Source organism: Paenibacillus harenae DSM 16969 (genome assembly GCF_000422465.1).
In the GTDB taxonomy this organism is placed as follows: domain Bacteria; phylum Bacillota; class Bacilli; order Paenibacillales; family Paenibacillaceae; genus Pristimantibacillus; species Pristimantibacillus harenae.
In genome coordinates this window covers 234,323-257,301 of the sequence record NZ_KE383843.1, presented here as the reverse complement: position 1 = coordinate 257,301, position 22,979 = coordinate 234,323, and the positions used below count along the sequence as shown (strand labels likewise).

Here is a 22,979-nt window from a genome sequence, read left to right as displayed (position 1 = left end):
TCGGAACAGAAGGAGCGTGCGTGAGCATGAAAGAACAAATGATAAAGCAATTCCAATCCCCGGTGAACCAGAACCGCCCGAAGATGCGTTGGTGGCTTCCCGGCGCTTTCATGAGCAACGCCGAGATCAAGCGGGAGATCGAATGGCTCGCGGATGCCGGTTACGGCGGCGCGGAAATCATTCATTTCTTCGCCGTCCCTTCGGACGGCGTGGGCCAGTCCGACTATGAAAAATATGGGTTCGGTTCCTCCGAATGGAATGACCGGATGAAGGCGACCCTGGAGGCGGCAATCCCGCTCGATTTCCGGCTGGACTTTACGGTCGGGCCCCTGTGGCCGATTGCGACGCCCGCCATCTTGGATCGGGACGATCCCCGCTGCACGCAAGGGCTTCACGTAGGGATGATATCCTTCGACGGAACATATAACGGCCCGATCCCCGAATCGGAAACGATCGAATCCGAGCGGCCGCGCAAGCTGGTCGCCGTTACCGCGGCCCGAAAGCTTGCCGGCCCTTCGACGGTCGGGAAGCTAGAGACGCTTGCCCTTGATACGGCAATCGACCTGACGGACAGGGAAGCCGTGGACGCACAGAACAACCGCGTACAATGGACGGCCCCTGATGACGGCGAGTGGTGCTTGTTCGGGTTCTGGAGCCAGACGAACGGCCAGATGAACGATTCCGCGGCCGCTCCGGTTATCGACCACTTCTCGAAGGAAGCCGCCGAGGCGGTCACGGACTATTGGGACAGCCATTTGCTTGGCGACACGCAGCTTCGGGAATTGTACGAGCGGAACGCAGGCAGCTTGTTCTGCGATTCCATCGAGCTGAATGCGACGATGCTGGGCGGCATGTACGGGGGAACGCCGATGGCGGTCACCATCTGGACGCCGGATCTGCTGCAGGAGTTCCGCGAACGGCGGGGGTACGACTTGACTCCTTACCTGCCATCTTTGTTCTTGAAGGGGTTGTACCAGCTGGGCGCAGGCGGCATGACAGACGGCGATTCCGAGTACGATTTTGACTATCGCGAGGTTAATCGCCGCATCCGGAACGATTTCTTCGCGACGCTGACAGATCTGTTCCGCGAGAATCACCTGCGGATTCTGAGGCAGTGGGCGAACAGCCATCGCATGACGCTCCGCTATCAGACGTACGGGATGCCTACGGAGCTGACCGCAGGATTGCTGGAGGTCGACATTCCCGAGACGGAATCGCTCGGTTTCGGGGATTCGACGGACGGTTATCGGTTCCAATCCGGCGCCGCGCATCTTTCGGACAAGGAGATCTACTCGATCGAAGTCGGCGCGGTCATGGGCTACGGCTATAAGCAAACTTGGACCGGTAAAGATTTCGGCCTGCTCTGGCAGCTGCACCGCGGGATGGCAGCCGGCGTCAACCAAGCCGTTCTGCACGGCATGTCGTACGAGACAGCGTCCGTCGGCGATCCGTTCGGCGCCATGTTCCAGTGGCCGGGTCTTTCCTTGATGGGTACCCGTTTTTCGAACGAGTGGGGCGGGCGGCAGCCGCACTCCCGGCATGCGAGGGACATCGCGGATTATATCGCCCGGAATCAATTCGTGCTGCGAACCGGCAAGCCGAAGGTCGATCTGGCGGTCTACCGGTACCATATCGATGGTATCCATCACGGAATGGGAACGGAGCCGACCGTATTCGAGCAAGCGGGATATTCGTACGATTTCGTCAGTCCCGCGCTGCTCGATTTGGAGCAGGCGTCCGTCGGTACGTTCGACGGGAAGCCGGCGCTTGCGGCCGACGGACCGGCCTATAAGGCGATCGTCGTCGACATGCGCAAGAATACGGATAGAGGAGAGTGGATGCCTTCGGATATGTCCGTCCGGACGGCAGAGAAGCTGATTGCACTCGCGGAGCAAGGGCTGCCGGTCGTGATCGTCGGGGAAGCGCCGAATCAGACGATTTCCTATCAAGGCAGTTGGGGACGAATGGAAGCCGAGGACACCGAGCTGCAGGATCGGTTGAAGCGGTTGATGGAGCTGCCGACAGTCAACATTGCTTCAACCCAACGGGACGCGGTCGTTTCGCTGGCGCAGCTGTCGGTGGAACCCGCGGCGCGGACTAGCGGCGGTTCGCACCTGTTGACCGTCCGCCGTTATGCGGACGGAGCGAACTATTATTTTCTGTATAATCCGAGTCTAGAGGAGACGTTCATAGGGGAAGTGGTGTTGGTCGGCGAAGGGCAGCCATTCATGCTGAATGCATGGGACGGTGCGATCCGTCCGTTGGCCGGAGCGCGCACGGGTTCCGGACGGATCGCAGCCAAGCTCCGTCTGGCGCCGAATGCGGCAGCATTGATTGCCACTGCCGAAGGCGGCGCGGCCGGTCCAGAGGTAGTGGCTGCACCGGAGCCCGCTGCAGACTGCTGCGAAATCCAGTTGAACAGCTGGTCGTTAACCGTGGAAAGCTGGACGGCGGGCAGTCATCCGACGGAAACGAAGCTCACGGCCATCGAGATAGAATTGGACGAACTGAAGTCCTGGACGGACATCCCGGTGCTGAAGATCATATCCGGCATCGGCCGATACCGAACCGAGTTCGAGCTTGATGCGAATTCGGACCTATTCATGCATGCGGTGCTGGACCTTGGAGAATTGAGCGATACGTTCCGGCTGACTGTTAATGGGACGCGGCTGCATGCCGACCAAATCGACCGGCGCGTCAGCATCGGTGGCTTCATGCGGAGCGGCGTAAATACGGTCGAGGTCGAAGTGGCTACGACGCTGAACAATGCGCTCAGCGCATCCGACCCGGCCAGGCAGCTGCAGGATTGCGGCTTAATGGGGCCGGTTCTCATTCGTTACTAATCTGTATAAACCCTCTTAGCGGACATGACTACTAACCGCGGAAGAGGGTTTTTTTATGAGGACGATAACGATCCGCTAAGTTAAGAATCGATTATGCCATCTTTAGATTGCGTTATATATCGTAGTTTCGCGATCCAATACACTTAAGTTATGCAGCTAGAACGACGTATAACTTGGAGGGACTAAAGATGAGCAGAGAGTTATCGAACAAAGCTTTGGCGGGAGATGCCATGGGGCAATTTTCCCTGAATATCGCAACCGGCCTGCTTGGGATGATCACGTACTACTATACGGATATCGTCGGGGTATCCGCGGGGCTGGTGGGCACGATCATGCTGTTGACCAAAGCGCTTGACGCCATGGCTGATATCGGCATGGGCGTTCTCGTCGACCGGACAAAATCCAGGCATGGGCAGGCACGACCGTGGCTTCTCTGGATGATCGTTCCACTATTCGTTTCGATCCTGCTGCTGTTCTCGGTGCCGGATATGAGCCCGAATGCGAAGGTCGCGTATGCGGTAGCGACCAACATTCTGTTCTTCGTGGGGGTCTACACGCCGATTTCTATACCGTACGGAAGCCTGATGGTGTTAACGACAAGAAGCCCGGCGGACCGCTCGTTTATGGGCATTTACCGTTCGGGGTTCGGCTATTTGGCGGGCATGGTCGTGGCGGTCGGGTTCATTCCGATCGTGAACACGATGGGCGGCGGAAGACGGGAATGGATGCTGCTTGCGGCCATATTCGGCGCGGTCGCTTCCCTCGGCGTCTATATCGCTTTCCGTTCCGTGAAGGAGAAGTATAACACAGAGCAGCTCAAGCAGCTGGGCGAGGTCAAGAAATCGTTGTCCTTATGGGTGGGCATGAAGCTGCTGTTCACGAACAAATACTGGCTCTTCATCGCATGTGCGGGCCTGTTTGCCAACATTTTGTTCGCGATGTCTGGGACTTCGGGCATGTATTACGCCAAATATATCTGGAACGACGTCAATCTGGTCAGCATCATGGGCGGGATCGGCCTTATTCCCGTCATTGCCGTCTTCCTGCTTTCCGGGCCGGCGATTAAACGAATCGGAAGACGGAATACGGCGATTCTCGGTCTCGCGATCGGAGCGGTCGGCCTTCTGCTGCGCCTGATCGATCCGGCCGGCGTCATGCTCGGCCTCGTCGGTTCGCTGATTCAAGCGTTCGGTATGATCCCGCTGATGATCGTGCTCTCGCCGCTTATGGCCGATACGATCGAATACGGGGAATGGAAGCACGGGCAGCGTATCGTCGGACTGACGAACAGCTTAAGCGGCTTCTTCGGCAAAATCGGCACCGCGATCGGAACGGCCTTGATCGGATGGATGCTGGCTTGGGGGCATTACAAAGAAGGGGCTGCCGTGCAGCCGGAGTCGGCCAAATCGATGATAATCTCGTTTAATATTACTATTCCATTGATCATTTATGTATGCATTGCCATTCTGCTGTTCTTCTACTCACTGGAGAAGCAGTACACGCGCATCCTGGACGATCTGGAACGCAGAAGAGAAACGATCGTCTAAAGCGACGCACGAACGAAAGGAGATGGAAATGATGATCGAATACCCGTTGTATCCCGGAAGCGTCTTCTTCAAGGACGAAATGCCGATCCGAGTGGAGCGGGCGCTGGAATTTCCTTATCTGACGCGGCATCGGCACGATTTCGTCGAAGTGGCCTATATCGAAGATGGTGACGGTCTGCATTATGTCGGCGACAAGATTTTGCGTGTGTCCCGGGGCGATTTATTCCTCATCCCGGCGTACGAAACGCATGTCTTCCAGCCGGAGGAACTGACGGGCGAGCGGCCGCTGCGGATTATCAATTGCTTATGCCAGGCAAATAAGCTTGGCGGCGCAGCATCGCAGATCCCGCGGAGTTGGCGGGCCTATCGCGAGCATGGCGGCGAATTCAAGCGGCTTCTCGGCCGCATGTTCCTTGAACAGCGGGAGTCTTCGGAAGCTTCAGGGAGGAATCTTCTCGAATTATGGAAGCAGTTGACCGAGCTGCTCCAGTCCAAATCGGTCAAGGAAGATATTCAGTATGTCGCGAGCGGTGAAGTACCTGTGCATCAAGTGCTTCAACATATGAGCTCTAGGGTGATGAGCCGGCTTACCCTATCGGAGATGAGCCGCTTTGTCTCGATGAGCAGCCGGCATTTCCAACGTGTGTTCAAATCGGTGACCGGACGCTCCTTCATGCAGATGCTGCAGGAGATGCGGATCCGCTACAGCTGCGGAATGCTTCAATATACCTCATGGAGCATCCAGTCGATCGCGGAGAAGGTCGGCATCTACGACATGAACTATTTCTACCGGCTGTTCCGCGAAAATTGCGGCATGACGCCGGCCGCGTTCCGGCTGCTTCACAACCGCGGCGGCAAGCCGTGAAGATGGCGCGATTCCACATAGTTTCGCGGCTGGTGCTCTGATATTTTTATAGTAAGAATGGAGGAGGTCGACATGAAACGCATACAAGTAAGCGGCATGCAATTTGTGGACGAAGATGGAAATCAGGTATTGATGAACGGTTTATGTTTCATATGCAGAGACAGAGAAATGGATTATCTGGAACCGAATATAGAGAATAAGCTGACGCTATACGCTAAGCGAGGGTTCAATCTGATTCGGCTGGGCATATTCTGGGACGGCGTCGAGCCGAAGCCGGGGGTGTACGATGACTCGTATCTGGACAAGGTGGCCAAGGTCGTGCAAATCGCCGAGAAGTGCGGCATTTACGTATTTCTTGACATGCACCAAGATCTGTTCTCGGTCAAATTCATTGACGGAGCGCCGGAATGGGCTGCGTTGGACGAAGGGCTGGACCATCCGGCTGATCTCACCATCTGGTACGAAGCTTACCTCAAGAGTCCGGCCGTTATCAAAGCAGCAGATAACTTCTGGGCGAATCGGGAAGCTGCCGACGGCGTCGGCTTATTGGACCACTATGAGGCCATGTGGGAACATATCGCCGGCAAGTTCAAGACGTATTCCAATATCATCGGATTCGAGCCCATGAATGAGCCCTATATGGGAAGCCTTGCTCCGCAAGCCTTCGGCATGGCCATGGAAACAATCAAACAATCCAACCCCGCATTCGATATGACTAATGCACAGGCCGTTACTCCCACGGAGCACGGCATCATGATGGCGATTCTGACGGAGCAATTCGACAAGTTCGACAAGGAGATCTTAATGCCGTTCTACAACCGAATCTTGAGAGCCGTTCGGAAGGTATGCGAGGTCCCGTTAGTTATCGGCGCCAATGTATACGGCACGGTCGTGAAAACCGGCCTTCAAAAGCTGACCGACTCGAATGGAAATGTCGATGCTCAGCAGATTTATGCGCCGCATGGCTATGATTCCGTGGTAGATAGTGATCGATACGATGCCTACAGCAAGGAGAACGTAACGAATATTTTCGCCCAGAAGCGCGCCTCGCAGCTGGAATTGCAAATGCCGGTGATCGTCGGGGAATGGGGGAACTTTCCAAGCGGAGATTTCACAAACGATCTCATTGAATATATGACGGGAATTTTAGAGGCGTATTTGTGGAGCAGTACCTACCATCAATATGTCTCAGGTATGGAAAACGACGAAAATTATCGGAGTTTAGAAAGAGGTTATCCCGTTAAGGTTGCAGGCAATCTACAATCGTATCATTACGATTACGAAATGAAGACGCTGACGGCGAAGTGGGAAGCTAGGAAAAATGGGAAGACGACATTATATATGCCGGATTTATCGGTAGTCCGTCATCATAACGTATCCGTTTCAGGCCAATCAGAAGTAACCATTGAACCATTCGAAGATGCTTCCGGAGGTTTCGTCACGATTATCGCGATGGAAGACGGGATACTCGAGGCTGCTATCGGCTGATGCCGATAGCCCATGCATAAGGTGGGTTGGCATGATGCACGAACATCATCGAAGGGCATTGAACCGCTTGGCGGAAGTGATGCGGCAGGATCTGGTGATCGTAGCGCTTATCACGTCAGGCTCCATTGCGCAAGGGCGCGCGAAAGAATCTTCGGATATCGATGTCTTTATCGTTCTAACAGACAAGGCCTTTCAACAGCGGAAACAGGCAGACCAACTGTCGTACTTCAATCGGGAAGTCTGCGATTACGATGGCGGATATATAGACGGCAAGATGGTGAACGTACGGTTCCTGGAACTGGCCGCCGAACGGGGGAGCGAGCCGACTAGAGCTACCTTTATCGGATCCGCGGTCGTCTTCTCCCGCCTGCCGAACATAGTAAAACTGATTGCCACGATTCCGGTCTATCCGGAGCTGAACCGTGAACGGAATATGAGAGATTTCTATGGACAAATCTATCTGTATGGTTTTTATTTCGCAAGCGAAGCTTCCAAGAAAAACAACACGTATCTTATGTATCATGCCGCAAATTGACTCGTCCTGTTCGGGGGGCGTATCATCCTCGGGCACAATCGGATTCAGTTTCCTTGTCACAAGTCGATGATGGATGAGATCGAAAAGGCACCTGAGAAGCCATAGAACTTTATCCGGAAAGCCAACGATTTATTGGAGAATCCGTCAGCGGACAAATGTATGGCTTTTGCCGTAATGATGCTCGAATTCCGGGATCCGGGGCTGTCGTTCGAGCAAGCTGTGAGTTTGTTCGTCGACAACAACGAGTGGAACTGGATCGAGCAGGCACCGTCATTATCCGATCGTTAACGGCATCTTAAAGCGAATGAGAAAGGAAGAATGATATGAAAATCACTCGTTTGAAAACAAACCGAATTATCAACCCGCTCGGCTTCTCGCTGGGTAAGCCGCGGCTGTCGTACGTCGTTACGGAGACGGACGCCAAGAAACAGATTTCGGCGCAATATGAAGTCGCATTGGACGAGAACTTCTTCAACATCGTCTTCGACAGCGGCGTGCGGGACGATATAGACAGCCTCGCCTTCGAGCTGCCGATCGATCTACTCCCTAGAACCCGCTATTATTGGCGAGTGCAAGTGTGGGCGGACAACGGCGACCGTGCGGTCAGCGACATTGCTTGGTTCGAGACGGCGAAGCTGGATGAGCCATGGAGCGCGAAGTGGATCGTACCCGAGCTGGACAAGGACGTTCATCCTGTCCTCAGTCGCTCATTTGAGCTGACCGGACCAGTCGCGTCGGCGCGCGCGTACGTTTGCGGGCTGGGGCTGTACGAAATGGAGATCAACGGCGCGAAAGCAGGCGACGAGTACTTCGCACCTCATTTCAACGCTTATCAGAAGTGGTTGCAGTACCAGACCTACGACGTGACGGAGCTGCTGCGGCAGGGTGAGAACCGGATGGCGGTCAGCCTCGGCAACGGGCTGTACAAAGGCCGGTTCGGCTTCGAAGGGCATACGGATGAGCTGTACGGTAATGAATTCGCGCTTATGTGCGAAATCGTGGTGACGTATACGGACGGCACGAAGACTGTGATCGCATCCGATACGGACTGGACGGCGGCAAAGAGCAAGGTCATGGGCGGGAACCTCTACGACGGCGAAATCTACGACGCGACGTTTGTGTCTTCAGAGTCGTTCGCGGTCCGCGAAGGCGACCTCGCTTATGACCGCCTGAAAGCGCGGTTGAGCCTACCTGTCGTCGTGAAAGAAGAACGCAAGCCGATCGAGGTCTTTCGGACGCCGTCTGGTGAAACCGTACTCGACATGGGGCAGAACATGGTCGGCTGGATCCGGTTCCGTACTAACGCGCCTAAGGGTACCGTCATTTCGCTGTATCACGGCGAAGTGCTGCAGGACGGCAATTTCTATCGCGAGAACCTGCGCACGGCGAAGGCGGAATATCACTATACGGCCGATGGTACGGAAGCGGTCGTTCGCCCGTACTTCACGTTCTACGGATTCCGGTACGTGAAGGTCGAAGGCTGGCCGGGCGAACTGAATCCGAATGACTTCACCGGTTGCGTACTTTACTCCGATCTGGAGGAGACAGGCAGCTTCGAGACCAGCAACCCACTCGTGAACCGGCTGTTCCAGAACGCGATGTGGGGGCAGAAGGGCAACTTCCTCGACGTTCCGACGGACTGCCCTCAGCGTGACGAACGGATGGGCTGGACTGGCGATGCGCAGGTATTCTCCGGCACGGCGTGCTTTAACATGGATGCGTACGCCTTCTTCAGCAAGTACGGTTATGACATGGGCCGGGAGCAAGAAGTGCGCGGCGGCATGGTGCCAATGGTGATACCCGCAGCCAACGTGCAGGGCGGCGGCTCCAGCGCCTGGGCGGATGCGGCGACCATCATTCCGTGGAACGTTTATCTCCATTATGGCGATAAAACCATTCTGGAGCAGCAGTTCGAGAGTATGAAGGGGTGGGTCGACTATATCATCAACGCGGATGAGGCATCGGGCCAACGGAGGTTGTGGACGACTGGATTCCACTTCGGCGATTGGCTGGCTCTCGACGGCAGCAACCCCGATTCCCCAATGGGCGGAACGGATACGGATTTTATCGCTTCGGCCTACTACCGCTATTCTTCGCAGCTGCTCGCGAAAGCGGCGAAAGTGCTTAGGAAGGACGATATGGCCGACTATTACGGACGGATTTCGGACGAGGTGAAGACGGCGATCGAAAACGAGTTTTTCTCGAAAACCGGCCGTTTGGCGCTCGATACGCAAACCGCTTATGCGGTCGCCCTGTTCATGGACCTGGTTCCGCATGTTTACAGAACGAAGGTCGTGGAGGCACTGCGCAAGCGGCTAAAGATCGACCGCAACCATTTGAAGACTGGTTTCGTTGGCACACCGTACTTGAACCCGGTATTATCGGGCAATGGCTGCAACGACCTAGCATATACGTTGCTGCTTAACGACGACTACCCTAGCTGGCTGTATGCCGTCAAGCTAGGTGCCACTACCATATGGGAGCGCTGGAATTCGATCATGCCGGACGGCAAAATCAGCAGCACCGGCATGAACTCGCTGAATCACTATGCATACGGTGCGATCGCCGAATGGATGTACCGCACGATCGCGGGGATCAATCCGGTCGAAGAAGCGCCAGGCTTCCGCCGCGCGGTATTGGCGCCGCAGCCGGATTTCCGGATCAAGTGGGCAAAGGCTCAAGTGGAATCTGCCTCGGGTACGTATAAGAGCGAGTGGGCGTTCAGCGAGGAAGGACATCTTACGTTCCATTTTGTAATTCCATTCAACGCCTCGGCGACAGTTCGACTACCATATGCGGATGTGAACGCGATTACCGTCAACGGCCAGAATCTGGCCGCGAGCGGCATCGCCAACGGACAGATGGGCGAAGAGACGCATCTGGAATTGGTCAGCGGCAGCTACATCATCCACTACTTGCCGACCAAGAGTTATATCAAGCAGTTCAGTACGAAGACATCTTTGATCGAGCTGCTCCGTCATGACGGCGCAAGAGCCGTGATCGAGAGCATTCTCCCTCCGGGCATGGAATCGTTGAACCCGGATACGCTTAGCGCTTCGGTCGGGGACGCATCGCTTCGGGATCTAGCAGCCTATTACCCGATGGAAGCAAGCCTGCTGGATCAGTTGGATGAGCAACTGATGGCTTTGCCGCTCGAATAGAGCGAGCAAGTTTTATGAGGAGGAGAAGAACAATTGAAAACTTTTACGCGGCAGCTCGGCAATGAAAACGTGACGTTAACAGTATACCTCTTGGACCAGTCGCATGAGATGCCGAACACCAGTATCCGTCCGGCCGTTCTTATTCTTCCCGGCGGCGCGTACCGTGGATGTTCGGACCGGGAAGCCGAGCCGGTCGCAATGGCTTTTCTGGCGGAAGGTTATCAGGCGTTTGTGCTGAGGTACTCAGTCGGTCAGAATGCCGCGTTTCCGAGACCTCTCCAGGATGCGGAAGAAGCGCTGACGATGATCCGGGAGCAGAGCGGGGAATGGGGGATCGATCCGGATAAAGTGGCAGTATGCGGTTTCTCCGCCGGCGGGCATTTGGCCGCTGCTTTGGGCACGATGGGAAAGGTCCGGCCGAACGCTTTGATCCTTGGCTACCCTTGCATACTAGCGTCGATGGACGCCATCTTCCCCGCACCGGTGCCGGGCGTGGATGAAGCCGTCGATGCGTTCACGCCGCCGACGTTTATTTTCCATACGTTCGCTGATACGCTCGTGCCTGTTAACAACGCGCTCATGTTCGCTTCCGCTATGGATCGCGCGAAGGTACCGTTCGAGCTTCATATTTTCCGGAATGGCGTGCACGGGCTGTCACTGGCGAAACCGGTCACATCAAGCGGTTTGCGGTCGATGGTCGATTATGACGCGGCACGGTGGTTCGAATTGTGCACCGCTTGGATAAAGAACGTATTCGGTGATTTTCCGGCGGAGGCTGAAGCGATACCTCTGAACGAGGATATCGAAGCATACGGCGTAGACGTCCAGTTGGGCGTCCTGTGGAAGAATCCGGCGTGCAAACAAGTCAAAACCGCGCTGCCGATACTGGCAGACAGCCCACAGCTGCAGGATGCAATGGGGATCCCCTGCGCGCCGTCATCGATTTCGGCGGAGAACTGCTGCCGGAAGAGGGAATTGAACGATTAAACCTGGATCTCAAAGCGATCCCGTTTTGGAAATTAGAAGCTGAGGAGAGAACCAAATGAATCGAAACATCAACGATTTGATCACTGCCATGACGCTGGAGGAGAAGGCCGGCTTATGCTCCGGCGCTTCCTTCTGGGAGACCAAGGCAATTGACCGCCTCGGTATTCCATCGATCATGATGACGGACGGACCGCACGGCCTGCGCAAGCAGGCCGGTGATGCGGATCACCTGGGGCTTAACGAAAGCGTGCCGTCGACCTGCTTCCCGTCTGCTGCAGGTCTTGCTAGCTCCTGGGACCAGGAGCTGATCCGCCGTGTAGGCGAAGCGCTGGGCAAGGAATGTCAGGCCGAAGGAGTCTCCATTCTGCTCGGGCCAGGGGCCAACATCAAGCGCTCGCCGCTCTGCGGAAGGAACTTTGAATATTTCTCGGAGGACCCTTATTTGACGGGCGTTCTGGCGGCTGCGCATATTGCCGGGGTGCAGAGCCAAGGCGTCGGTACATCACTGAAGCATTTTGCCGTGAACAATCAGGAACATCGGCGGATGACGACCGATGCGGTCGTCGATGAACGCACGCTACGCGAGATTTATTTAACCGGCTTCGAGATCGCTGTCAAGAAGGCGCAACCATGGACGGTCATGTCAGCGTACAATCGCCTGAACGGGACGTATTGTTCCGAAAATGAGAGTCTACTCACGCAAACTCTGAAGGAAGAGTGGGGGCATGAAGGATTTGTCGTTTCCGACTGGGGAGCGGTGAACGAAGCGGCCGACAGCGTAGCGGCTGGGATGGAGCTGGAGATGCCGGCAAGCAACGGTGTCGGGCAAGAGAAGATCGTGACCGCCGTGAAGAGCGGGCAATTGTCCGTGGAGGCACTAGACAGAGCGGTGGCGCGGCTGCTGACAGTAATTTTCAAGGCTGTCGATAATAAGCAGGCCGACGCGGTGTATGACAAGGAGGCACATCATCAGCTGGCGCGTGAAACTGCCCGAGAGACGATGGTGCTGATGAAGAATGAAGACAACCTGCTTCCTCTCCCTAAGGCTGGAAGGATCGCGGTTATCGGCTCTTTGGCAGAACAAGTACGTTATCAAGGCGGCGGCAGCTCCCATATTAACCCGACGAAGTTGGATAACATCCGTGAGGAAATCGAGAAGTCGGCGGGCAGCGGGGCATCGGTCTTCTATGCACAAGGCTACGATCTGGACCGTGACGATACGGTAGATGAGCTGCTGGAGGAGGCCACGAAGCTGGCTGCGGACTGCGATACAGCTGTTTTGTTCATCGGTCTGCCCGACCGTTATGAGTCGGAAGGCTACGACCGGACGCACCTCAATCTTCCGGCCAACCAAATCCACCTCATCGAACAAATCGCATCGGTTCAACCGAAACTTGCGGTCGTTCTCAGCAACGGCGCGCCGGTTGTCATGCCTTGGCTGGGCAAGGTCAAAGCCGTGCTGGAGGCGTATTTGGGCGGGCAGGCCGTAGGTGGAGCAGTGGCCGATCTGCTGTTCGGCGACGCCAATCCAAGCGGCAAGCTTGCGGAGACGTTCCCGATGAGCATGAAGCACAATCCGTCCCATCCGTACTTCCCGGGCGAAGGCGACCGGGTGGAATATCGCGAAGGGATTTTCGTAGGATACCGGTATTACGAGGCAAAGGACATCGAGCCGCTCTTCCCGTTCGGCTTTGGGCTTAGCTATACCACATTCGCTTATTCGGATCTGACAATGGACAAGCACGAGCTTACTGACCAGGAGACGGTCCAGGTGAGCGTGAATGTGAAGAACACGGGCAGCAGAGCCGGTAAAGAAATTGTGCAGCTGTATGTCCGCAGCGCCGCCTCTAGCGTTGTTCGTCCGGAGAAGGAGCTGAAGGGCTTCGCCAAGGTCGCGATAGCGCCGGGTGAACAGAAAACGGTGTCGTTCACGCTGGATAAACGAAGCTTTGCTTATTACAACACCGATCTGTGCAATTGGCACGCGGAATCGGGTGAATATGAAATCTTGATCGGCAGCTCATCCTGCGAAATCGCGCTGCGGTCGGCCGTGAACGTACAATCCACGACCGAGATCGTGCCGGTATTTCATCGCAATACAACGCTAGGCGATATTATGGAGAATCCGAAGACACGCCCTGTCCTAGAGTATTTGCAAGGGATGTTCAATCAGTCGATCTCACCTTCTGAAGCCGTTTCATCCGAAATGATGATGGCGATGATGCGCTACATGCCGCTGCGGGCACTACTGCCCTGGTCAAACGGAGCGATGACGGAAGAGACGCTTACTGCGTTGCTGGCGCAATTTAATCACGCGGTTAGAAACAGCTGACACGTCCAAGTACGGGCTTCAAATCGGTTAGAGGAGGGAACTCTGATGTCGAAAATCGACTTTCTGAACGAACATTTTATTCGCAATCCTTATCCGGCCTACAGTGAGATACGCGACCAAGATCCTGTATACCGTTTTCTTCTGCCAAATGGTCATTATGCATGGATGATCACCAGATACGACGACGCTGTAGACGTATTGAATGATACGCGGTTCGTGACGAACCCTCCCTTTGAGAATCATGCTCAGGCCGAAGAGCCGCACAAAGAGATCATCTCCCGCAATCTGCTCAGCGTCAACCCTGCCGACCATCGCCGTTTGCGGCGTCTGATTCAGAAGGCGTTTACGCCGCGCATGATCGAGCGGCTGCGAGGTCGTATCGAAGAGATCAGCAATGAGCTTCTCGATCAGGTGCAGGACAAAGGGGAGATGAATCTCATCGAGGATTACGCCTTTCCGCTGCCAATTATGGTCATCTGCGAGATGCTGGGCGTTCCGATCGAGGATCAGGATAAATTTCACGAATGGTCGAATGTGATCATGGAAGGGTTTAACAATCCGACGTTCGAGGAGCAAAGCGAAGCGGTCATGATCGCCTTCGTCGATTACCTGCAGGATTTGATTGCAAGAAGACGCAGCCAGCTGCAGGAGGATTTGATCAGCGATCTGCTCAGCGTCGAGGATGAAGGAGATATCTTATCCGAGCAGGAGCTGTATGCGCTCGTCTTCGTGCTCATTATCGCCGGGCATGAGACGACGGTCAACTTGATCGGCAACGGCGTGCTTGCGCTGCTGGAGCATCCGGAGCAGAAGGAGAAGCTGCAGCTTCAGCCTGAGCTTATCCTAGGCGCGATTGAAGAGATGCTGCGGTATAACGGACCTGCGGAAGTCAGTAACATCCGCTGGGTGACGGACGACGTGGAGATCAGAGGCAAGCGGATCCGAAAAGGCGAGATGCTGTTTATATCGTTCGCATCGGCCGATCGCGACCCGGAACAGTTTGCAGATCCGGATACTTTCGACATTACCCGTGCGGCCAATAACCATATTGCCTTCGGCAAGGGGGTCCATTACTGTCTCGGTGCTCCGCTCGCCCGACTGGAGGGCGAAATCGCGATCAGCGCGCTGCTCCGAAGAATGCCTGGTCTGCGGTTAAAGACGGCCAGTGATGATTTGGCATGGCGTCCAGGGATGATTATCCGGGGCGTGAAAGAGATACCGGTTTTGTTTTAGCGTTACCGAAACATTAATTCAATATTTAGCAGGAGGAGTAAAAGCTATGACTTACAACACGAATATTAAAATCGGGGAACTTCTGAGCCGTGAGGAAGCGGTAGCTGTATTGACCCGTCATTTGCCCGAGTTTGTTAAGGAGCCGACCTTCAAAATGGCCTCGTCCTTCACGCTCGATCAGCTGGCTGCATTGCCTCAGGTCAACATTCCGCAAGATGTGCTGCAAGCACTGAAAAACGATCTGTCAAAGCTCGACTTTAACCAATCGTCCTCTGAAGCTGCGTCACATCAGCAAGCGCCGTCCCGTACAGCGACACCGGGCCTTCAAGGAAAGGTGATCATTGTTACCGGAGCCGGGAGCGGGATCGGACGGGCGAGCTGCCTGAAGCTTGCTGCAGGCGGCGCCAAGCTGGTCGTCGTCGATTATAATGAGGGCACCGGGCTGGAGACGCTTAAGCTAGTCAAGCAAACGGGCGGAGCAGGCATCTTCGTGAAGGCCGATGTATCGATCAGCTCCGACGTTCAGAACTTTATCCAAGCGTCAGTAGACACGTACGGCAAAATCGACGTTTTGTTCAATAATGCCGGCATGCTGCAGAAATTCGGGCGATTCCAGGATATTACGGAAGAGGATTTCAGCCGGGTGCTGGATGTTAATCTGAAAGGGGTATTCCTTGGCATGAAGTATGCCCTTCAGGTTATGGATAAACAAGGGTTTGGCCATATTATTAACACGGCTTCGACGACCGCGATACGTGCGGAGCACAGCCTTGCTTCCTATACGGCAAGCAAGCACGGGGTAGCAGGATTAACCAAGGCTGCGGCTATCGAATATGTGCGGAAAGGAATTCGAGTTAATGCGATCTGTCCAGGCGGCGTCGCGACAACCTTGACAGATTCGGTGCCTAGACAGCTGCAAGAAAGCGGCTATGTACCGGAGGAGTTCCCGAATATGCGGATCGGACGCTATGCCCAACCGGAGGAGCTGGCTGAGGTTGTCGCATTCCTCTCTTCCGACAGCTCCAGCTATATGACCGGATCGATCGTCGTCGTGGACGGCGGATTAACGCTATAAATCGTAGACAGTAAGGGGTGTCCATGCGGGACACCTCTTATTGCTTTCAGACTTGCGTTCACGGCATGTTACCTGGCCGCATCTCAATTGTCAACCCTATTCAGCGGAAATAGCCACGGTTTGTTTAAAGGATCTGGCTCGTACATATTCGATCAGATCCTGATCATGAGCTTCCCTAGATTCTGCGTTCCCCTTAGTCAAGGCCGTTACCGTTGTATTCAGTCACAGCGGCACGGTTGTAACCACAACTGGTCTAATCATGATCGCCGTTTTCGCCGGTTTTGTTTTCGCACTGTTCGGATAGCGATCGTGCCCGCCGTTATGGCGCTAATCGGCAGGGCGGCGTGGTACTTGACGAAGTGTCTGAACAGGTTCATCTCGAATATTGATATTGAAGGTGAGTCTATCACGGAGGCGTTGGAAGCGGCCGATGGGGCCAGTAAGGATCATTCTTTAATCTGCACTCTATCGTAGTGATGGGATCGTTTTGATTCCCTTCGCGTTCATTTGAAAGCAGGAACCAGGAGCATGATCCTAATCATTTAATGCTAACCGGTATTCCAGGTGCCGGAAAGACACAACTGGTAACTCATTATAAAAGACGAAATCCTGTTTACACATATGTTGATAAGGATGAAACGAAAATTGATATTGCTCCTGTATTATATATAAAACTACCATATCCTTTTACCGCTCTGGATTTTTATAAAAAAATATTAACAGGATTAGGAACAAAGATTCTTCGCGCAGACATGAGAGTTGGATATGCTAAAGATCAGGCTCTATTTTTGCTTAGAAAACAAAAAACAGAATTGATCATCTTCGATGAATTGAATTTTCTAACCCGTACTATACGATTTGACGATCAAGATGGAATGGAAATGTTCAAGGATTTATCCAATGAAGGAGTTTCCCTGGTTTGTATGAGGACTCCCAAAGTTGAGTATCTTCTTGATATGGAAGATGAGTACTTCCGACGCTATAAGCTTGAAAGAATTAAGCCATTCGAAGAATGTGATGAACGTTTCTGCAAATTGCTGAAAGACATTGAAACTGCAATTCAGCCTCCCAGATCATTACAACTTGGAAAATTGGAATCAGGATTGCCTCAATTGTTACATGAATATTGTCAAGGAAGAATTGGCTACTTACACGCTATATTAATAGAAGCATACCGTTTACTAGGAGTCTTTGACGATGATTTTCGAGAAATTCACAATGCGCATTTGACCGTTACCAAACTTCGAGAAGCTAAAGAAAGCTTTTTTGGACAAACATTAAGAACTTGAATATCGATGACAGCAGGGGGGGGGCACAGTGGACAATCATCAATTGACGGTAAGGCCTACTCCTAAATCTGGAGAGAGCCTTACCTCTTTTTTATTTCGCGCGGGGATTTCAAATGGTTGCGATGAGATGGATATTTGGAGAGACATTCATGCTGGATCTGTTCACATGCTGAGATCAAACTTATTCTACCGGCTCACCGCAGCCTCACGGTGTCGCTCTGCCGCCTCCATATATAATTGTTCATGTAATGCATCCGGCCGCCACATGATCGCTGTCTCCTTCCCTATTCACGGCATCCAACTCTCCGCCTCTTCATGATGACATGGTGCGGCATCGCGATGTATGCAGTCTTCTTTAGAACTAACCGTAACTTTTTTTAGAAAGTCTAAAACCGCAGGAATTTTTCTCCGGTGGAACTTACTTCATTTAGTTATCTTGTATTTAATTTCCATAGAGGAGTCCAGTCGCATCTTCTAGTTGATGATTGCCTCGGGGTTTTCCGCTGCGATCCTTCGTTAGTGAAGAAGCCTTTGCATTTTTCTTCATTCGGATTGTTCAAGAGATCGATTGCCAATTCGATAAAGTTGTCAGGTTTTTCAGAGCGTTATCGACGGCCGTCATCAACGATTTGTGGCACGGAAACAGTATTCGATTATGAGCCAAAATAATTCGCCCTCCGAACAGGACGATATTGCAAGCGGCTTGCGCGAGTAAATAGGGGTTGTTTTTCTTAATGACCTCTTCGGTGAAATAAAAGCCATATAACGTAATTTGAGCAAAAAAGTCTCGAATATTTTGTTCCTGATTTACTTCCGGATAAACCGGGATCTTTGCGATTAAGCTATTAATTGTGGGAATGCGTGAAAACCATGCCTGGGACCCAACGAAGGAAGAGCGGGTAGGTTCGCTACCCCGCTCGGCTCTTGCCGTCGATGTATCCTCCCTCGTAATTGCAAATTTCCCGGTCGTGGTTAATGTACGACAAGGTTAACGACTTCTTCCGCACGTCATACGATTCATCCGAGACAACCAAGTATACATCAACGTCCGATGATTCTTTCGTTTTTCCTTGTGCTATGGATCCTGCTGTTATTACGGCAAGGATGGATGGTTCCTGTTCCAGCGTGTTGACAAGCTTGTTCAATGCTCTTTTGTGATGTTCATACAAATTATAACCTCCATTAATTTGAAGATGGTTTAAAAATAACATTCAATGAACAGTGGAACCATATGGAAATCCGCCAAGTTTGATCCGTTGCCCGTTTGTACATTGATGTATGCCCTTTCGTACGTTTGACCAAGAACGGCATAACGGTACAATAGGAAGTAACAGGATTACTGCCTAAATGGGACATGTACTCATACTGCAGAGGAACGAGGCTGAAAATGAAATTAAACGAATTACCGTCCGAGCGTCAGCACTTTCATCAAAGCGATGCGATAACTGATTCGAGAATCCCGCTTTTAATCTGGATTATTATCGATTACGCTGTATCTTTGTTTATGTTACTTAGTGAAGGTAACTTAAACTGGATCGGCATCTTCTTTTTTACGGGATTTATAATTCTTCATGCATCGTTATATTGGCACTCTCCGGCACTTGTCATGAAAAGGGCTTGGATATATTTTCTTATGCAAGCTCTTATTATTTATTCTGCCACTTTCTTGGCTCCAGAAGCCTCTCCTGCGGTGTTGATTGGCTTATATCCTGTTTTGATCGGCCAAAGCGTCGGCGTATATGAACAGAGAGGGAAATTGATTGCCGTTATGCTGGGGTCTTATGCTCTAGTATGGTTCTCGCTTCTTGCCACGGGATGGTTGGAAGCAGTCATATTGCTCATTCCAATATTCGTGCTCATGAATGTCATCGTCGTTTCCTACGGGGTGCTTTTTTTTCGACAGGTACGTGCAAGACTTCGGACGCAAAGCTTTCTTGCGGAATTGGAGAAGACGCACCGTAAGGTGGAAGAATTAACGCTGGCGAACGAGAGACAACGTATGGCTCGCGATTTGCATGATACGCTTGCTCAAGGGCTCGCCGGATTATTGATGCAATTGGAGGCGGCGGATGCCTATTTGGATAAATCCAATCCCGAGCGGGCGCAGGCGATTGTCAAAAAAGCAATGCAGCGAGCGAGATCTACGCTTAGTGAAGCTAGACTGGTTATTGACGACTTACGACTTAATGGAGGCGGAGATTCTGATTTTATCGACCTCGTTCGTGAAACAGTGGACAAGTTAATTGTCGGTAAGTCTATTTCTGTATCGGTTGACGCTCCTGTCAATATTTCCTTAACGGGCTTCGTTATGGAGCACTGTCTCCACATCATTGGCGAGAGCATCGTGAATACGATCAAGCATGCGGAGGCTACCAGTATGCGGATAACGATCGATTTAGAGGAATTATCCGGAAGCCTACTGCTACTCCGCATACAAGATGATGGGATAGGGTTCAAAACCGATACGATCGGCAAGTATGCCGGTCATTACGGACTTGTCGGCATTAGGGAACGTGTTCGACTGTTGGGCGGAATTGTTGACATTCGCAGCGAATTGGAAGCAGGAACGACAATTGAAATAATGATTCCCGTAAAAAAGGAGTAATTAGATGACAAAGCAAATACTGATTGTGGATGACCATCTGCTCGTTCGCGAAGGATTGAGACTTATTATAGAAACCAATGATGCTTATCAGATTGTGGGAGAGGCTGAAAACGGCGAGGAAGCGCTGAGGCTAGCGGAGCAATTGGAGCCGGATCTTATTCTGATGGATTTGAACATGCCTGTCATGAACGGTCTTGAAACGATAAAGCGGTTGCGAGATAAACCGATTGAGATTCCGGTCGTCATATTGACCACCTATAACGAAAATGACTACATGTTGCAGGGACTGGCACTGGGAGCGAAGGGCTATTTGCTGAAAGATGCGAGCCGGGAAACCCTTTTTCATACTATGGAATCAGCATTGCGGGGAGAAACATTACTGCAGCCTGAGGTCGTTGAGAAAGTATTTGCCTCTCGGCAAGCACTGGTTAACACACCGAAAAGGGGGCTGCCAGCCCTATCGGATAAAGAACAGCTTGTTTTGCAGGCTGCTGCGCGCGGATTCCGAAGTAAGGAGATCGCGTTCGATTTAGGTATATCCGAGCGCACCGTAAAAGCTCATTTAACAAGCATTTACAACAAATTCGGCGTTGATTCCCGTCCTCAAGCGGTTGCTATGGCAATTGAGCATGGAATGATCCATCTCTAGAGATTTCTACCGATCGTACATCAAGGTCTGCCCAATCGTACAATCAGGGCTGCCCTTTTGTACGATTTTTTTATGGGCAGAAGACGATAAAATGAGGGCATACTCGAAAAGAAAGCAGGGATGTCATCATGGCAAAATGGCTTTACCGTATCGGAGAGCGGATCTATCTCCATAAATTCAAGACGCTTGCTGCTAGCCTTGTCGTATTGGTTATTGCCGCAGGGCTGGTGCTAGGCATGGGGGCATCGTTTACAGGAGACATGTCCATTCCCGGAACGAAATCAGAGCTGGCCATGGAGGTACTGAACGAGGAATTCCCCACACCCGAGAGTTCGAACAACGGCAGTATCCAACTGGTGTTCAAAGCACCTGAAGGAGAGACACTGGAGAGCGAAAGCGTCCGACATTCGTTGCAACAACTATTAGACGAACTCGGCAAGGACACAGACATATCGTCAATCGCCGGACCCTATGACAACCAATCGCTGAGCGTGAATAAGGAGATCGGGTATGCGACGATAACCTACAAGCAAGAAGCTGGCGAAGTTATGGAAACATCACTGGAGAAAGTAGAAGCCACAGCGGATAAAGCCCGAACAGATGGGATTCAAGCGGAGTTCACCGGCAATATTGGTTCGCCAATTCCTGAGATTGGGGGGCTCTCCGAAGTCGTTGGCATCGTGGTCGCATTTTTGATTTTGGCGTATACGTTCAGGTCGTTTTTGGTAGCTGGACTGCCGATTCTAACCGCCGTTATCGGTTTAGGGATTGGGATCTTGCTAGTTCTTATCGGGACAAATTTGATGGAAATGACCTCGGTATCCATTACACTTGCGGTGATGCTGGGGCTAGCCGTCGGGATCGATTATGCCTTGTTTATCATCTCTAGGCATCGTCAGAGTTTGGCTGAAGGGAAAAGTGTCCAGCAGTCCATTGCGATTGCCAACGCGACAGCAGGTAGTTCGGTTCTGTTTGCAGGCCTGACGGTTATCATAGCGCTGCTGGGGCTGGCTGTCGTTCGTATCCCATTTCTGACAACGATGGGTATTGCGGCTGCGATTACGGTTGCTGTGGCCATTGCTATTGCAGTCGTGTTGGTGCCAGCTATGCTTGCCATTGTAGGAGAGAAAGCAAGACCGAAAATGAGCAATAGAGCTTCAAAAGGAAATAAATCCAAGTCAACGAACAGATGGGGCAAGACTATCGTTAAATACCCTTTACCGATTGCAGTTGCGGCTATCCTGCTGCTTATATTTGTCAGCTTGCCCGCTTTGAAGCTAGAAACTGGTCTACCAGATAACGGTTTGAAGTCGGAAGAAACGACAGAAAGACGAGCCTACGATTTGTATACCGAAGCGTATGGTCCCGGCTATCACGCACCGCTTGTCATTGTTGCTAAAGCGGATCCTGATACGGGTGGTGCTACGCCTTCAAGAATGTTTGATGACGCTGTTAAAGGGCTGAGCGGAATCAATAATGTGGCTAACGTTAGCGAGCCAATATTGAGCCAGTCCGGACATGCGGCCATTATCAATCTTATTCCTGGAACAGGTCCACACGACAGCAAAACAAAAGACCTCGTACAGGAAATAAGGGAGTACGCGGATATGATAGCGGAATCGAACTCCATTGAATTGATGGTAACCGGAACGACTGCTGTCAACATCGATATATCGGATAAACTGAACGAAGCACTACCGCAATTCGCACTTCTTATCGTCGGCCTTGCAATCATTCTTCTTGGCATCGTGTTCCGCTCCATTTGGATTCCGATCAAAGCGGTTCTCGGTTATCTATTGACGTTGACGGCAACGTTGGGTTTCATCGTCTTTGTCGTGCAAGAGGGGCATTTGGCAAGTTTATTCGGCATCCCTGAGCCGGGACCTATACTCAGCTTTCTGCCGGTGTTGACAGCTGGCATACTGTTCGGCCTCGCTATGGATTACGAAGTGTTCCTCGTCAGCCGGATGAAAGAAGAGTATTCGCGAACTGGCGATGGAAAGATGGCTGTGCTCGCAGGAATGGCCAATAGCGGCAGCGTCGTAACCGCGGCCGGCCTCATCATGGTCGTCGTTTTCGCCAGTTTCATATTTGTAGAGGATACAATGATTAAATCGATGGGACTTGCGTTGGCATTCGGCATTTTCGTAGACGCATTTATCGTACGCCTGATGATCGTACCTGCCGTAATGGCCCTCATGCCGCGATTAGCTTGGTATTTCCCTCGTTGGCTCGATCGCATTACGCCGAACATCGACGTTGAGGGCGAATCCATTCATAAGGAACTGCATAACGCGGACAGTGAGAAAGTAGCGTAAGGAAACATGCGTTAACATGGCGCATTTCCATATGGTATCCTTTCAGGGCCCA

The 22,979-nt window shown here is 52.4% G+C and carries 15 protein-coding genes and 1 pseudogene; 15 read left to right on the top strand and 1 reads right to left on the bottom strand.

All coding sequences use genetic code 11. The features are described from left to right. The first annotated feature begins 26 nt into the window (after positions 1-26). From H581_RS0120645 to H581_RS0120590, 12 genes and pseudogenes are all read left to right on the top strand, one after another. Positions 27-2,843 carry a glycosyl hydrolase gene (locus H581_RS0120645; RefSeq protein WP_028611667.1) on the top strand — a complete coding sequence of 939 codons (2,817 nt, stop codon included), beginning with the start codon at positions 27-29 and terminating at the stop codon, positions 2,841-2,843. Positions 2,844-3,031: 188 nt separating this feature from the next. Beyond that, positions 3,032-4,390 carry an MFS transporter gene (locus H581_RS34810; RefSeq protein WP_051251138.1) on the top strand — a complete coding sequence of 453 codons (1,359 nt, stop codon included), beginning with the start codon at positions 3,032-3,034 and terminating at the stop codon, positions 4,388-4,390. A gap of 28 nt (positions 4,391-4,418) precedes the next feature. After that, entirely contained in the window at positions 4,419-5,255 is an 837-nt protein-coding gene (locus tag H581_RS0120635; protein WP_169507532.1) for a helix-turn-helix domain-containing protein, read from the top strand. Between the two features lie 72 nt (positions 5,256-5,327). Further along, positions 5,328-6,743 (top strand): cellulase family glycosylhydrolase, encoded by a 1,416-nt coding sequence (locus tag H581_RS36615; RefSeq protein WP_028611665.1) that lies wholly within the window; start codon positions 5,328-5,330, stop codon positions 6,741-6,743. A 31-nt stretch (positions 6,744-6,774) separates the two neighbouring features. Next, the gene (locus tag H581_RS0120625; RefSeq protein ID WP_028611664.1) at positions 6,775-7,278 is read left to right on the top strand and encodes a nucleotidyltransferase domain-containing protein; all 504 of its coding nucleotides are present in this window, start codon (positions 6,775-6,777) and stop codon (positions 7,276-7,278) included. A 159-nt stretch (positions 7,279-7,437) separates the two neighbouring features. Beyond that, positions 7,438-7,566, top strand: a complete 129-nt coding sequence (locus tag H581_RS39355) for a hypothetical protein (RefSeq protein WP_281169560.1) — start codon at positions 7,438-7,440, stop codon at positions 7,564-7,566. Positions 7,567-7,601: 35 nt separating this feature from the next. Further along, a complete protein-coding gene (locus tag H581_RS34800) occupies positions 7,602-10,439 on the top strand; it encodes an alpha-L-rhamnosidase (protein WP_084134693.1) in 2,838 nt (945 codons plus the stop codon). Positions 10,440-10,472: 33 nt separating this feature from the next. Continuing rightward, complete coding sequence (locus H581_RS34795) at positions 10,473-11,426, top strand: alpha/beta hydrolase (protein ID WP_084134692.1); 954 nt, start codon at positions 10,473-10,475, stop codon at positions 11,424-11,426. Positions 11,427-11,481: 55 nt separating this feature from the next. After that, complete coding sequence (locus H581_RS0120605; protein WP_028611663.1) at positions 11,482-13,758, top strand: beta-glucosidase; 2,277 nt, start codon at positions 11,482-11,484, stop codon at positions 13,756-13,758. Positions 13,759-13,803: 45 nt separating this feature from the next. Continuing rightward, positions 13,804-14,991, top strand: coding sequence for a cytochrome P450 family protein (locus tag H581_RS0120600; protein ID WP_028611662.1), 1,188 nt, complete (start codon positions 13,804-13,806; stop codon positions 14,989-14,991). Positions 14,992-15,325: 334 nt separating this feature from the next. After that, positions 15,326-16,066, top strand: coding sequence for an SDR family NAD(P)-dependent oxidoreductase (locus H581_RS0120595; protein WP_028611661.1), 741 nt, complete (start codon positions 15,326-15,328; stop codon positions 16,064-16,066). Between the two features lie 527 nt (positions 16,067-16,593). Next, a pseudogene (locus H581_RS0120590) lies at positions 16,594-17,355 on the top strand (TniB family NTP-binding protein); the annotation flags it as partial. Between the two features lie 908 nt (positions 17,356-18,263). Here H581_RS0120590 and H581_RS0120580 read toward each other — a convergent pair. After that, entirely contained in the window at positions 18,264-18,524 is a 261-nt protein-coding gene (locus tag H581_RS0120580) for a nucleotidyltransferase domain-containing protein (RefSeq protein ID WP_028611659.1), read from the bottom strand. Positions 18,525-19,045: 521 nt separating this feature from the next. On the opposite strand from H581_RS0120580, the gene H581_RS0120575 reads away from it, so the two are divergent. From H581_RS0120575 to H581_RS0120565, 3 genes are all read left to right on the top strand, one after another. Beyond that, a complete protein-coding gene (locus H581_RS0120575) occupies positions 19,046-19,960 on the top strand; it encodes a sensor histidine kinase (protein WP_169507531.1) in 915 nt (304 codons plus the stop codon). A gap of 4 nt (positions 19,961-19,964) precedes the next feature. Further along, positions 19,965-20,609, top strand: a complete 645-nt coding sequence (locus H581_RS0120570; protein ID WP_028611657.1) for a response regulator — start codon at positions 19,965-19,967, stop codon at positions 20,607-20,609. Positions 20,610-20,737: 128 nt separating this feature from the next. Further along, the gene (locus H581_RS0120565) at positions 20,738-22,927 is read left to right on the top strand and encodes an MMPL family transporter (protein WP_028611656.1); all 2,190 of its coding nucleotides are present in this window, start codon (positions 20,738-20,740) and stop codon (positions 22,925-22,927) included. Positions 22,928-22,979: the final 52 nt, after the last annotated feature.

Coding starts and splice junctions, on each gene's coding strand:
- H581_RS0120645 (WP_028611667.1), top strand. CDS start 27: ATGAAAGAACAAATGATAAAGCAATTCCAATCCCCGGTGAACCAGAAC.
- H581_RS34810 (WP_051251138.1), top strand. CDS start 3,032: ATGAGCAGAGAGTTATCGAACAAAGCTTTGGCGGGAGATGCCATGGGG.
- H581_RS0120635 (WP_169507532.1), top strand. CDS start 4,419: ATGATGATCGAATACCCGTTGTATCCCGGAAGCGTCTTCTTCAAGGAC.
- H581_RS36615 (WP_028611665.1), top strand. CDS start 5,328: ATGAAACGCATACAAGTAAGCGGCATGCAATTTGTGGACGAAGATGGA.
- H581_RS0120625 (WP_028611664.1), top strand. CDS start 6,775: ATGATGCACGAACATCATCGAAGGGCATTGAACCGCTTGGCGGAAGTG.
- H581_RS39355 (WP_281169560.1), top strand. CDS start 7,438: ATGGCTTTTGCCGTAATGATGCTCGAATTCCGGGATCCGGGGCTGTCG.
- H581_RS34800 (WP_084134693.1), top strand. CDS start 7,602: ATGAAAATCACTCGTTTGAAAACAAACCGAATTATCAACCCGCTCGGC.
- H581_RS0120605 (WP_028611663.1), top strand. CDS start 11,482: ATGAATCGAAACATCAACGATTTGATCACTGCCATGACGCTGGAGGAG.
- H581_RS0120600 (WP_028611662.1), top strand. CDS start 13,804: ATGTCGAAAATCGACTTTCTGAACGAACATTTTATTCGCAATCCTTAT.
- H581_RS0120570 (WP_028611657.1), top strand. CDS start 19,965: ATGACAAAGCAAATACTGATTGTGGATGACCATCTGCTCGTTCGCGAA.
- H581_RS0120565 (WP_028611656.1), top strand. CDS start 20,738: ATGGCAAAATGGCTTTACCGTATCGGAGAGCGGATCTATCTCCATAAA.